General features: G+C 61.2%; 12 protein-coding genes. 7 read left to right on the top strand and 5 right to left on the bottom strand.

All coding sequences use genetic code 11. The features are described from left to right. Positions 1-46: 46 nt before the first annotated feature. The 3 genes from hda to TU82_RS01040 form a co-directional block, all read right to left on the bottom strand. Positions 47-751: a DnaA regulatory inactivator Hda gene (gene hda / locus TU82_RS01050; protein WP_057721294.1), complete on the bottom strand. Its 705-nt coding sequence runs from the start codon at positions 749-751 to the stop codon at positions 47-49. A gap of 204 nt (positions 752-955) precedes the next feature. Continuing rightward, a complete protein-coding gene (locus tag TU82_RS01045) occupies positions 956-2,029 on the bottom strand; it encodes an AI-2E family transporter (RefSeq protein WP_057721293.1) in 1,074 nt (357 codons plus the stop codon). A 58-nt stretch (positions 2,030-2,087) separates the two neighbouring features. Continuing rightward, entirely contained in the window at positions 2,088-3,128 is a 1,041-nt protein-coding gene (locus tag TU82_RS01040) for a DUF2066 domain-containing protein (RefSeq protein WP_057721292.1), read from the bottom strand. Between the two features lie 340 nt (positions 3,129-3,468). Between TU82_RS01040 and purM the strand changes: the two genes are divergently transcribed. The 7 genes from purM (at position 3,469) to TU82_RS01005 (ending at position 11,938) form a co-directional block, all read left to right on the top strand. Beyond that, positions 3,469-4,527: a phosphoribosylformylglycinamidine cyclo-ligase gene (gene purM / locus TU82_RS01035; protein WP_057721291.1), complete on the top strand. Its 1,059-nt coding sequence runs from the start codon at positions 3,469-3,471 to the stop codon at positions 4,525-4,527. A gap of 11 nt (positions 4,528-4,538) precedes the next feature. Further along, complete coding sequence (gene purN, locus TU82_RS01030; protein ID WP_072024050.1) at positions 4,539-5,189, top strand: phosphoribosylglycinamide formyltransferase; 651 nt, start codon at positions 4,539-4,541, stop codon at positions 5,187-5,189. 8 nt (positions 5,190-5,197) lie between these two features. Then, positions 5,198-5,911, top strand: a complete 714-nt coding sequence (locus tag TU82_RS01025; RefSeq protein ID WP_057721289.1) for a DUF3108 domain-containing protein — start codon at positions 5,198-5,200, stop codon at positions 5,909-5,911. 367 nt (positions 5,912-6,278) lie between these two features. After that, positions 6,279-6,467 carry a hypothetical protein gene (locus TU82_RS01020; RefSeq protein WP_057721288.1) on the top strand — a complete coding sequence of 63 codons (189 nt, stop codon included), beginning with the start codon at positions 6,279-6,281 and terminating at the stop codon, positions 6,465-6,467. Between the two features lie 215 nt (positions 6,468-6,682). After that, the gene (locus TU82_RS01015; RefSeq protein ID WP_057721287.1) at positions 6,683-8,608 is read left to right on the top strand and encodes an IucA/IucC family protein; all 1,926 of its coding nucleotides are present in this window, start codon (positions 6,683-6,685) and stop codon (positions 8,606-8,608) included. Next, positions 8,598-9,824 (top strand): MFS transporter, encoded by a 1,227-nt coding sequence (locus TU82_RS01010; protein WP_057721286.1) that lies wholly within the window; start codon positions 8,598-8,600, stop codon positions 9,822-9,824. The genes TU82_RS01015 and TU82_RS01010 overlap by 11 nt, the downstream gene beginning before the upstream one ends. Further along, positions 9,821-11,938: a TonB-dependent receptor gene (locus tag TU82_RS01005; RefSeq protein WP_057721285.1), complete on the top strand. Its 2,118-nt coding sequence runs from the start codon at positions 9,821-9,823 to the stop codon at positions 11,936-11,938. Before TU82_RS01010 ends, TU82_RS01005 begins: the two co-directional genes overlap by 4 nt. A 65-nt stretch (positions 11,939-12,003) precedes the next feature. On the opposite strand, the gene TU82_RS01000 is transcribed toward TU82_RS01005, so the two are convergent. Next, entirely contained in the window at positions 12,004-12,549 is a 546-nt protein-coding gene (locus TU82_RS01000) for a DUF2058 domain-containing protein (protein ID WP_057011833.1), read from the bottom strand. A 25-nt stretch (positions 12,550-12,574) separates the two neighbouring features. Then, the gene (gene mazG / locus TU82_RS00995; protein ID WP_057721284.1) at positions 12,575-13,408 is read right to left on the bottom strand and encodes a nucleoside triphosphate pyrophosphohydrolase; all 834 of its coding nucleotides are present in this window, start codon (positions 13,406-13,408) and stop codon (positions 12,575-12,577) included. Between the last annotated feature and the right edge of the window lie 30 nt (positions 13,409-13,438).

The following is a 13,438-nucleotide window of genomic DNA, read 5'->3' as shown; positions in this document are numbered from 1 at the left end:
TTCTGGCGCCTGGAATTTGCCGAAAGCCTGGAAACGCGAGGGTTGGCTACCAGCCGAGGGTTTCCTTGAGGAACGGAATGGTGAGCTTGCGCTGGGCCTGCAACGAGGCCTGGTCGAGCTGTTCGAGCAGATCGAACAAGGCGCTCATGCTGCGTGTGCCACGGGTGAGGATGAAGTGCCCGACCTCGTCGGTCAGGTGCAGGCCGCGACGCGAGGCGCGCAGTTGCAGGGCGCGCAGTTTGTCCTCGTCGGACAGGGGGCGCATCTGGAAGATCAACGCCAGCGTCAGGCGCGACTTGAGGTCGGCCAGCTTCACCGGCAGCTCACGCGGCGAGGTGGACGCGGCGATCAACAGGCGCCGGCCGCTGTCGCGCAGGCGGTTGAACAGGTGAAACAGCGCTTCTTCCCAATCCGCCTTGCCCGCGATGGCCTGCAAGTCGTCCAGGCACACCAGTTCGTATTGCTCGAGGTTGTCGAAGATCGCCACACCATGGTCCATCAGCTCGGCCAAGGGCAAGTAGACCGCCGGCTCGCCCATTTGCTCAAAGCGCAGGCACGCGGCCTGCAGCAGGTGGGTACGCCCCACGCCATGCTTGCCCCACAGATAGATCAGGCTTTCAGTCCACCCGGCGTCGGCTTCGCAGAGGCGCTCGACATAGCCGAGTGCTGCGGCATTGGCGCCTGGGTAGTAATTGATAAAGGTAGCGTCGTCACGCAGACGCACACCTAGGGGCAGCTGAATCGGTTTCATGCTGACTGAACGGCTCCCATCGAACCGTGAGTGGCCTCTGTGTAAAGTTGACAAAGTTTATACGCGTGGCGCCGGGCGCACAATGCAGCAGACCACAAGCAAAATCAAAGGTTTGCGTTAACCTGCTGGTTTTACGCGAATTGTTTGACGCACCCACCCCATAAACAACAAACCCGGCGATGAGCCGGGTTTGGAATGCTGCGCTTACAGATCGGGGTCTTCAACCCCCGTGTACACATCCGAATCCTTGTACAGATCGTGCACATGCCGCACCAGCACCATGATCACCGCCGCCACCGGCAGCGCCAGCAGGATGCCGGTAAAGCCGAACAGCTCACCGCCCGCGAGGATCGCAAAGATCACCGCTACGGGATGCAGGCCGATGCGGTCGCCCACCAGCAGCGGCGTCAAGACCATGCCTTCGAGCGCCTGACCGACCATGAACACCGCGACGATCCCCAGCATCGGGTAGAGGTCGCCGCCGAACTGGAACAGCCCCGCCACCAGCGCCGCACCGATACCGATCACAAAACCCATGTACGGCACGATCGCGGCGAGACCGGCGATCAGGCCGATCAACAGGCCCAGCTCAAGGCCGATGGCCATCAAGCCCGCGGCGTAGATGATGCCCAGCGCCAACATCACCAGCAGTTGCCCACGCACGAACGCGCCGAGTACTTCATGGCACTCGCCCGCCAGGGACACGATGCGTTCCTCGCGGTCGCGCGGCAGCAGGCTGCGGATCTTGGCCATCATGATGTCCCAGTCACGCAGCAGATAGAACGCCACCACCGGGATCAGCACCAGGTTGGTCAGCCAGCCGATCAGCGCAAGGCTGGAAGCGGTTGCCTGGCTGAGCACCATACTGACGATATCGGTGGTCTTGTCCATGTGTTCACTGATGGCCGCCTTGACCTTGTCGAACTTCCAGAACCCGTCCGACAGCCCCAGCTTGGCCTGGGCCCACGGCATCGCCGTGTGCTGCAACCAGTCGAGCATCTGGGGTGCCAGTTCGTAAAGTCGATACAGCTGCTTGGCCAGCATCGGCACCAGCACCAGCACCAGTGCGGTGATAATCAGCGTGAACAAGGCAAACACCGTGACCACACCCAGGGTTCGCGACAGGCCGGCTTTCTCCAGGCGATCGACCACGGGATCGAACAGATAGGCGAGCAGCAACGCCACCAGAAACGGCGTCAGGATCGAATGCAGCAAGAACACAAAAACGCACAGCAGGACGATCCCGCCAAGCCACACCCAACGACGCGTATCCGCCATAAACCACTTCCTCTGTTATTGGCTTCTTTCTTCTATAGAAGGAAGACCCCTTACTCGTTTACCAACGAAAACGTAACTGCGCCTGAGGCTCAGGCGCGGTGGCCGGCTGTGCGCCATCGGCCGGCGGTTGCTGGACGGGGATTTCACCGGCCGGCACTTCCTGCAGCCTGGCCAGGCTCAGCTGGGTGCGCAACTGCTCGGCACTGCCATTGACGCGATACACAATTCGATCGCCGTCCACCCGCTGCGGCTGGCCGCCAAAGGGCTCCAGCAAACGACCCAGGGCGGCATAGCGCTCCAGGTTCATGCCTTGCACCTCAAGCAACTGCTCGGAGCTGACCCCAGGCTTGACCGCAAAGCGCGGTGCCAGCGTTTGACTGACAGCGAGCAATACGGCATCGGCGACCGCAGCGGTGTCGGCCCCCTGCACGCTGCCCTGCTCGGTCTTGTCGCCCAGCCACAGGCGCCATTTGGCCTGCCACTGGCTGCCTTCCTGGCGCGCATGCACCGCCAGCAACGCATCGGCGCCATAGCGCTCGGAGGCGGCGCGCAGCGGCGTGGCGTCTGCGCTTTCCAGATTCGGCGCGGTGGCGACGACCTGTTCGTCCAAGTCACCCAGCGGCAGGCGCAACGGCAAGCCGCGATGCTGGGCCGCGCGGCGCAGCGTCTGCGCCACGGCCTGGCCGTCGCCGACCAGGCTGCTGCCGTCAGTGGAGTCGTTCAGCCACCAGCCGAGGATCGAAGGTCGATTGCTGCCCCAGATCGCCAACCCGGCGTCGCGCAAGACGCGATCGGTGCTGACCGGATCGAAATCCACTTGCAGGCTTTCCGGCGGGCCGGCGTCGTAGCCGTACTGGCTGATGATTTGCTGCGGGTCCTTGCGGATCGCCGCCAGGCCTGGGCCCTCGGCGGCCTTGGCATCGCCGGTCAGGCGGATGACCAGGGTCTGCACGGCGCGCTGGGTGGCCTGGTCGCGCTCCTGGGGCGACTGGCTGCTGACCGGTTCGAGGACTTGATAGAGGCCATTGAGGGTTTCGGCATGACTCGCCAGGCTGACCAACGACAAGCAGCCTACAAAAAAGAATTTACACAGACGCATGGAAGATTCCCGAACGACAAATTTAGCGGCTGGAACAGACCGCGTGATCTCGGTTTGGCAAGGCTGTGACCCAGCGACCGGTAAAACATTCACGGGTCTCGACAAGTTTTCATACTGTCATAACGATAGCGGGTTCAAGGCTATACCTTAATACGCTCCATTACCGCGCCGATTCCGGTTTTTTTAAGCTCATATGCCCTGCCCGTCGGCCCGAGGATGGCCGCTGCCCCTCAAGCCTGATAAAATCGCGCGCCTTCGCAGACCGTCGACGGCCGGGCCTTTGCCAAAAGTGCCCGCCCGTCCGGTCGTTACCCAGAAATCCCCCCTAAAGGCCTGGATCATGAGCAAGCAACCCTCCCTGAGCTACAAGGACGCCGGTGTAGACATCGACGCCGGTGAAGCATTGGTCGAACGCATCAAGAGCGTCGCCAAGCGCACTGCGCGCCCCGAAGTCATGGGTGGCCTGGGCGGTTTCGGCGCCCTCTGCGAAATCCCGGCCGGCTACAAGCAGCCTGTCCTGGTATCCGGCACCGACGGCGTGGGGACCAAGCTGCGCCTGGCCCTGAACCTGAACAAGCACGACAGCATCGGCATCGACCTGGTCGCCATGTGCGTCAACGACCTGGTGGTGTGCGGCGCCGAGCCGTTGTTCTTCCTCGACTACTACGCCACCGGCAAGCTCAATGTCGAGACCGCGACCCAGGTGGTCACCGGCATCGGCGCCGGCTGCGAACTGTCGGGTTGCTCCCTGGTGGGCGGCGAAACCGCTGAAATGCCAGGCATGTACGAAGGCGAAGACTACGACCTGGCGGGTTTCTGCGTCGGCGTTGTAGAAAAGTCTGAAATCATCGACGGCTCCAAAGTGGCCGCCGGCGACGCCCTGCTCGCCCTGCCATCCTCCGGCCCGCACTCCAACGGCTACTCGCTGATCCGCAAGATCATCGAAGTGTCCGGCGCCGACATCGAGAACATCCAGCTCGACGGCAAGCCACTGACCGACCTGCTGATGGCCCCGACGCGCATCTATGTCAAGCCACTGCTCAAGCTGATCAAGGACACCGGCGCCGTCAAGGCCATGGCCCACATCACCGGCGGCGGCCTGCTGGACAACATTCCACGCGTGCTGCCAAAAGGCGCCCAGGCGATTGTCGACGTGTCCAGCTGGCAGCGCCCTGCGGTCTTCGACTGGCTGCAGGAGAAAGGCAACGTCAACGAAACCGAGATGCACCGCGTGCTCAACTGCGGCGTGGGCATGGTCATCTGCATGGCGCAGGAACACGTTGAAACCGCGCTGAACGTATTGCGTGAAGCCGGCGAGCAGCCTTGGGTCATCGGCCAGATCGCCACGGCTGCCGAAGGCGCAGCCCAGGTTGAACTGAAGAACCTTAAGGCCCATTGATGCACGAGCGGATGCCCGCAACCTGTGATGTCGTGGTGCTGCTTTCCGGCACCGGCAGTAACTTGCAGGCCCTGATCGACAGCACGCGTACCGGCAACAGCCCGGTGCGCATCGCTGCGGTGATTTCCAACCGCAGCGACGCCTATGGCCTGCAACGCGCCCGGGACGCGGGCATCGAGACCCGGTCGCTGGATCACAAGGCGTTCGAAGGTCGCGAGGCCTTCGACCAGGCCTTGATCGAACTGATCGACGCCTTCGACCCCAAACTCGTGGTGCTCGCCGGCTTCATGCGCATTCTCAGCGCCGATTTCGTGCGCCATTACGAAGGGCGCCTGCTCAATATCCACCCGTCCCTGCTGCCCAAGTACAAAGGCATGCATACCCACCAGCGCGCCCTCGATGCCGGTGACAGCGAGCATGGCTGCAGCGTGCACTTTGTCACCGAGGAACTCGATGGCGGGCCTCTGGTCGTACAGGCAGTGGTTCCGGTAGAGTCAGGCGACTCGGCGCAGACGCTTGCGCAACGGGTTCATACCCAGGAACACAGGATTTACCCGCTGGCTGTTCGCTGGTTTGCCGAGGGTCGGTTGATTCTGGGTGAACAGGGTGCATTATTGGACGGTCAGTTACTCGCGGCCAGCGGCCACTTGATTCGAACCTAGGAGATTTTATGCGTCGCGCCCTGCTTTTCGCTTTTGCGCTGTTCGCTCTGCCTGCCGTGCAAGCGGCAGACCTTCACCCTTTCTCCGTCAGCTACACCGCCGACTGGAAGCAACTGCCCATGAGCGGTTCGGCTGAACGCAGCCTGACCAAGAACGGCGACGGCACCTGGACCTTGAACTTCAAGGCCTCGATGATGATTGCCAGCCTGACCGAAACCAGCGTGATCCTGTTCGACAAGGACACTCTGCAACCCAAGAGCTACAGCTTCGAACGCGGCGGCTTGGGCAAAGCGAAGAAGATCAACCTGGATTTCGACCAGGCGACCAAGAAAATCACCGGCTTTGAAAACAAGGACCCGGTCAACGTCACCCTCGAAAGCGGCATGCTCGACAAGTCCACCTACCAACTCGCCCTTCAGCGCGATGTGGCGGCCGGCAAGAAAAGCATGAGCTACCGAGTGGCCGAAGGCACTGACGTCGACACCTATGACTTCCGCGTGATTGGCGCGGAAAAGGTCCAGACCAAGGTGGGCGCCATCGACGCGATCAAGGTTGAACGCGTGCGTGATCCCTCCCAGAGCAAGCGCATCACGCAGATGTGGTTTGCCAAGGACCAGGGCGGCATTCTGGTTGCTTTGCGCCAGGTTGAGACGGATGGCAAGGAATACAACATCATGCTGCAGGATGGCACTGTTGACGGTAAGGCCGTTAAAGGTAGCTGATTGCCCTGATGCGTTGAAAAGAGCCTCGCTGAATGCGGGGCTTTTTTTCGCCTGGATATTTGCTGTGAAGCTTCTGGCCCCATCGGGGGCAAGCCCCCTCCCACATTTGGAATGCAGTCCAAGTGTGGGAGGGGGCTTGCCCCCGATGGCGTCAGTGGGGTTAACAAACCCTTCCAAAACATGAAACTTTTGTCATCTAACTACCCCTCCTGCGACCGAATGCCACGGCTTACGCGGCCTGCAGCACTGTTGCGTTTCCTGCAATGAATTGTTGCACGCAAAACCGGTTTACTTAGCAAGCTAACAAATCATATAACAAAGACCTGCGACGACTTGCCGCAGGTCAACCAGAGATTGGAGCAAGCAGATGACTGTAAAAGTAACTGAGCGCGACGACGAACATATGTCCCATGAAGCAATAGGCCACGGGATTCACATCTGGGATGTACATCAACAAGATTTGCTGGTCGGCATGTTTCACAACGAGAGCGATGCCCATCATTATAAAAACGAACTTGAATCGCTTGAGATGAAACGCCAGGCGGAAGGCTCCTGATACCCTGAAATCGCGTAGACGCCCGGCCCACGCAGCCGGGCCGCCTGCAAACGAAAACCCCGCCTTTGAGCGGGGTTTTTGTTTTTAAAAAATGCCATTCGCTGTCCTGAATAATCGTTTCCGCAAAAAGCGTAACAACAAATAGACATTTGGTAATGATTCTCGATAGTATCGCTGCGCTTTTACTCGACCCCACGGAAACGGAGTTTGACTTGATGCACGGACATGTCACCACACCGGAAAAATCCCTGCTTGGCCGTTGGGGTGAAGCACTCGCCACCCGTCAATTCCAGGCCAGGCACATCACGATCGATACGCTGGTCGCCACCCTGGCGCCCGCCTGCGAACGTAGTTTCCAGCGCCTGGTCCAGGCACTGTTTCGTGAAGGCCTGCTTGATCCAGGCGCACTCAGCCATGACGAACACGGCCACTGCTGGCTGGTGCTGCCCGACCAGACCCGCGTGCGCTTCGAGCATCTGCGCCCCGGCCGCATGGCCAGTTGGGATCTGCGCGGCCAGGTCAGCGTGCTGCGCGCTGGGCAGCCCGAACAGAAGATCCAGTTCCCGTCGCAGTTGCTGAGCTTGCTGAACACCCGCCTCGAATCGCCTGCCACCCCAGAGGTCCTGGACCGTCTCAACACAGAGATCGACGACAGCTTCATCAACGATACCCTGTGCCTTGCCTTTCACGAGCAATGGACGCTCCACTTGCAGGCCGCAATGGACCCTGCGCATCAAGGCAATCTGCTCGGCTATCTGAAAAATGATCCAGGCGTCGGCAACCCGACGTCAGTGCTTGAACAGTGGGGAACGCTCGGCCATCCCTGGCACCCGAACTACAAGACAAAGCTGGGTCTGGGCACAGAACAGGTGATCGATTTCTCGCCGGAGTTCGAAGCGCGCTTCCCGGTATTGCTGTGCGCCCTGCACCGCCAGTACGCCCACGTCGAAAGCCTGGCCGGGACTGCGGACTACTGGCAGTGGTGGCAACACCAATTCCCGCAGGCCGCCCTCCAGTTGACGGCGCAACTGACCGCCCAGGGCCTTGAGGTCAGCGATTATCTGCCGCTGCCTGCCCACCCCTGGCAAGCTCGCCAGGAGTTACCGCACCTGTTCGCCAACGAAATCGCCGACCGGCTGCTGGTGCTGACCGACATCGTGGCCTTCACCGCCCACCCGACCATGTCGTTCAGGACCGTCTTGCCTGAAGGCCGCAGCGATGCGCCAATGGTCAAGCTCCCGGTGTCGTTGCGCCTGACCAGCGTGCAGCGCACGGTGTCACCCCGCTCCGCGCGCATGGGCCCGCGGATCAGCCATCTGCTGCAGACCATTCTGGCGCGCGAGCCCGACATCCAGCGCCTGCTCAGCATCGTGCCCGAGCGCCTCGGTGTGCATTTCAAGCCACAACCGGTGAATGACGAACACTCCCGCCACCTGGCCGTGCTCTACCGCGACAACCCGCAAAGCCTGCTCGAAACGGGCGAGATGGCCATCCCCGTAGGCAGCCTGTTCGCCACCGACCAGCATGGACAGCCGTTGCTCCGCCAGTGGGTGCGTCTGAGCAAAGGCACTGACGACGCACAGGCCATACGCGCATTTTTCAAGGACTATGCGTCCATCGCCGTGCCGGCCCTGCTGGGCATGTACCTGCGCTATGGCGTTGCCTTCGAGGCCCATCAGCAGAATTCCTTTATGGTCATGGGCGCAGACGGGCACGTCAGCCGCCTGCTGTTACGCGATTTCGGCGATATCCGCATCGACCGCAAGACCTTGCATGCCCACGGTCTGGATATCGAACTGCACGATCCGAAGATGACCTTGTACGATGACGCGGGTTTCGTGCGTGACAAGTTGCTGCACACGGTGTTCATGTGCCATCTGGGCGAGTTGGTATTGCTCTGCGCGCGCCACTTCGATATTGACCAGGCACTGTTGTGGGAAGAATTGTCAGCGCAGGTCAGCCAGTGCTTCGATGACGTACGCAGCCAGGTCGACCCCCAACGCTGGCTGACCGAACGCGCCGCGCTGCTGGAACAGGACTGGCCGGCCAAGTCGTTTATGCGCATGCGGCTGATGGAAAGCCATGCCGATATCGTCGGGCGCCTGCCCAACCCGTTGAGCACTGCCGCCAATGTCGGCTAACAGCACTGCGCTGCGCTTGCTGGTGGTGATTCAGCTGGTGTCGATGGGCGCCATGGAAATGAGCGGGCCTTTCTGGCCCTTGCAGATCCAGAAGTTGCTTGGCACTGCAAACGCCCATTACACCGGCCTGCTGTCTTCGCTGGTGTACGCCGGGCCAATGATGGCGGCGATGATCCTCACGCCCATGTGGGGACGCCTGGGCGACCGCACCGGCCACAAGCCGATGATCATTCGTGCGTTGCTGGCACTGGCGGTGTGCCAGGCCTTGGCTGCCATCACCTACGACCCCTGGTTGCTGGTGCTTATCCGTGTGGCGCAAGGCGCGTTGGCCGGATTCATCGCGGCAGCCCAGGCCTATGCACTCGCGTGCTGCGGTGAGGGCGGTCGCGGACATATTCTGGCGCGGCTGCAATCAGCCACCGCCGTGGGCTCCCTGGCCGGGCCGGTGCTGGGTGGCTGGCTGATGGATATATCCGGTTTCGCTTTGCTGTGCTACAGCGCCACCGCAGTCTGCCTGATATGCGCAATAATCAGCGTGTTCCTGCCCAGCGATTCACCACGATCCAGACCTGCGCTCACGTCCAAGCCTGCTGCCCTTCCCAAAGGTTGGCTTGGCGCGATGCTGGGAATCATTGTATTGATCCAGGCCGCCAAGATGATGCCGCAACCGTTCTACGCGTTGTATGTAGCCGATGTTTTACACGCGCCCGCCTGGCTGATCGGCGCCAGCTATGCCGCCAGCGCACTGACCCTGGCGCTGTCCGCGCCGTTGTGGGGCCGTTTGTTTGACCGGCACTCACCTGCGCGCACGCTGCACATCATCGAATGGATCACCTGGTTCTGCGCCCTGACCCTGGCTTTCACGGCGCTGGCCGGCGAATGGCTGGGATTCCTCGCCAGCCGCCTGCTGTGGGGCGTATGGCAGGGCGCATTGCTGCCGGTCGCCTACACCTTGATCGCCAACACCGTTGCTCCCAGCCAGCAGGGATTTGCCTTGGGCATGGGTAACAGCGCCGCCAAGGCCGGCGCGTTGTGCGGCGCGCTGCTGGGTGGCATCGGCATGACAATGGTGGGCCTGGCGCACAGCTTCTGGCTGGTGGCACTGACATACGCCCTGGCTGCCGTGGGCATCCGCGCGATTCGTTCGTTCACCCGAACACCCCAAATGTCCGATTTTTCTGTCAATACTTCTAATAACTCAAAGGCAAGGTCATGAATACAACACAATGGGCGATTCTGCTGCCCCTGCTCGGGTCAATCAGCGCCCCCGTCTGGGCCGACCAGACTGAAGACACGCCAGCGGCAACCAACCTGCAATTACAGGCCACGGTGGTTTCGGCCACGCGCAGTGAAACCAGCATTGCGGCGATACCGGGCTCGGTGCAGGTTATCGATGAAGAACAGATCCGCCAGCAGACGTCGGCGGGACGCCGGGTTGCCGATATCCTCGGGCAACTGGTGCCTGGCATCGCCCCTTCCAGCGGCGGCATGAGCAACTTTGGCCAGACGCTGCGCGGACGCAATACGCTGATCCTGATCGACGGGGTGTCCCAGAACGCCACGCGCGACAACTTCCGCCAGCTCAACAGCGTGGCACCGGAGAGCATCGAGCGCATCGAAGTGATTTCCGGCGCCAGCAGTGTCTACGGCGCCGGCGCATCGGGCGGCATCATCAACATCATCACCAAGCGCAACACCGGTGAAGACCTGGCCTTCAGCAGCAAGATCGGCATGACGTCCGGTGACAACCTCAGCCGCAAGGGCTTTTCCTACCAGGCCTTCCAGAGCGCAACAGGCCGCGAGGGCCCCCTGGACTGGTATGTGTCGGGCAACACCGTGCAACGCAACGACCAGTTCGACGGCAACGGCAAGCGCATTCCCCAGGACACGTCCCAGGGCAGCAACATGGACACCGACACCTACGATCTGCAAGGTCGCTTCGGCTACGCGCTCGATGACGACAAGAAGATCAGCCTGTCGCTGCAGGACTACAAAGACGAACAGGACACCCGCTACACCAAGAACCCCCGCATCACCAGCGAGGCCGTCGCGGTGAAGGGTCTGGACCTGGATGACCAGCCGTCCACCCACAACCAGGCGGTCAACCTCAATTACGCCGACAAGGACTTCTACGGCCAGGGCCTGCAGGTCGAAAGCTACTGGCGCCGCGCGGATGCGCTGTTCTTCCCTGACCTGTCCCGGGGCCGAGCCGGCGTCTCGGACAACAACAGCGTGCAAGACGTGTATGGCCTGCGCGCCGCCATCGACACGCAGATGCCGGACATCGGCGCCGCGACCGGCAACCTGGTGTGGGGCGCCGACTACGATCACGAAACCTCGCGTCAACGCGGCGACCAATACCGGGTCAACGGCCTGACCTACACCAAGACCGGTACCACCTTCGAGCTGGGCCCGGATATCCAGACCACCACCAAGGCCATCTTCGGCCAGCTGTCCTATGACATCGGCGACTGGACCTTGCGCGGTGGCGTGCGCCGCGAATGGATCCAGAGTGAAGTCGACGACAGCATCGCCTACGGCGAAATCGTTCAGACCGGCAACCGCGCAACGCTGCCGGGCGGCACCCTCAAGTATGACGACACCCTCTACAACCTCGGCGCGGTGTACCACCTGAGTGAAAACCAGGACGTGTTCGCCAACTTCAGCCAGGGTTTCTCCCTGCCGGATATCCAGCGTTTCCTGCGTGACGTCAACAGCACCTACAACATCCAGGACCTCAATGCCCAGGCGCTGAAGGTCGACAGCTATGAGCTGGGCTGGCGTGGCAACTGGGACAAGTGGCTGGCCAATGTTACGGCGTATGAAAACACCTCGGATGTGACCCAGTTCTATGACGCCAATGACCGCGTGCTGCGCCTGATCAACCAGAAAGAGCGCGTGCGCGGTATCGAAACCAGCCTGACGTACAACGTCACCGACCAGTGGTCGGTAGGCGGCACGTACGCGTATTCCAAAGGCGAAACCCAGCAGAACGGCAAATGGATCGACCTGCCCGCCACGCGCATTTCCCCGGCCAAGACCACCGCCTTCGTCGGCTATCAGCGTGACGACTACAGCCTGCGCCTGCAGGGCATGCGCCTGGCCAATTACGACGCTGCCTTCAAGGACAACAATGGTCGCGATATCCAGGGCTACACCCTGGTTGACCTGCTGGGCTCGGTCAGGCTGCCGGTCGGTCGCCTCGAGGGTGCGGTGTATAACCTCACCAACCGCAACTACCAGAACATGTTCGCCCAGGCCAATGCCCGCGCACCGTACCCGAATGCCGAAGGTCGCACCTTCAGCCTGAGCTACGCGGTGGATTGGTAACCGGCAGGCGCTGCACGGTAAAACACAAACCCCGCCTGTTGGCGGGGTTTGTTGTTTCTACGGCCTTACCACATCAGATCATCCGGGATCTGGTACGCGGCGTATGGATCATCCTCATCCGGCACCTGGCTTTCGGTCAGAAGGTTAAGCTGCACGATACGTTCCGGCGCGCGCTCCTGGATCTTCAGCGCGGCTTCGCGCGGGATCACTTCGTAGCCGCCACCGTGGTGCACGATGGCCAGGGAGCCATTGCTCAGTTTATTGCGCATCAGCGTGTTGACCGACAGGCGCTTGACCTTCTTGTCATCCACGAAGTTGTAGTAGTCCTCGGTGGTCAACTTTGGCAGGCGCGAGGTTTCGATCAACTGCTTGACCTGGGCCGTGCGGGCCTTGGCCTCGGCTTTTTCCTGCTGCTGGCGGTTCAGCTCCTGGTCGCGCTTGACCTTTTCGGCGTGCGCCTCGGCCGCCAGGCGCGCCTGGGTGTCATCGACCTCAGCCTGGCCCTTGTGGACCAGGCGCTGCTGTTTCTGCTTCTCTTTGCCGACCTGTTTGGCCTGCTTTTGGTTGACCAGACCTGCTTTGAGCAACTGGTCGCGAAGGGAAAGGCTCATGGTGCTTACTCACTTGGGCAACTGCTCAACCGCAGCTGGATACATTCTTTTCCTGGCGTTTGGCTTCGCCCCACAGGGCGTCCAACGTTTCGAGGGTGCAATCTTCTATGGGTTGGTGCGTGTCGCGCAATGCCTGTTCGATAAATCGGAAACGTCGCTCGAATTTGGCATTGGCGCCACGCAATGCGGTTTCAGGGTCAACCTTGAGGTGACGGGCCAGGTTGACCGCCGCGAACAACAGGTCGCCGACCTCATCGGCAATCGCTGACGGATCGTTATCGGCCATGGCTTCGAGCACTTCATCAAGCTCTTCGCGCACGTTATCCACCACCGGCAACGCCGACGGCCAGTCGAAACCCACCTGGCTGGCGCGCTTTTGCAATTTGGCGGCACGGGACAGTGACGGCAAGGCGGTGGGTACATCATCGAGCAGGGACAGTTGCTCGGGTGCGTCGGATTTTTCCGCACGCTCCTCCGCCTTGATCTGCTCCCAGCGCTGCTTGACCTGCTCTTCGCTCAACTGCGGGATATCCAGCGGTGCGTAAAGATCGCCGGTAGGAAACACATGGGGATGGCGCCGGATCAGCTTGCGGGTGATGCTGTCGATCACTCCGGCAAATTCGAAGCGCCCTTCTTCGCGCGCCAACTGGCTGTAATACACCACCTGGAACAACAGGTCGCCCAGCTCACCTTGCAGGTGATCGAAGTCGCCACGCTCGATGGCATCGGCCACCTCGTAGGCTTCTTCGAGGGTATGCGGCACGATGCTGGCGTAGGTTTGCTTGATGTCCCACGGGCAGCCAAATTGCGGGTCGCGCAGGCGGTTCATCAGGTGCAGCAGGTCATCTAGTGAATACATCGATCTCTTTCCAATCAGGTATGAACACCG

Source organism: Pseudomonas orientalis, from assembly GCF_001439815.1.
Lineage (GTDB): Bacteria > Pseudomonadota > Gammaproteobacteria > Pseudomonadales > Pseudomonadaceae > Aquipseudomonas > Aquipseudomonas orientalis.
Note: the sequence above shows the minus strand (reverse complement) of the source record. Positions and strands in the feature narration are given on the sequence as shown.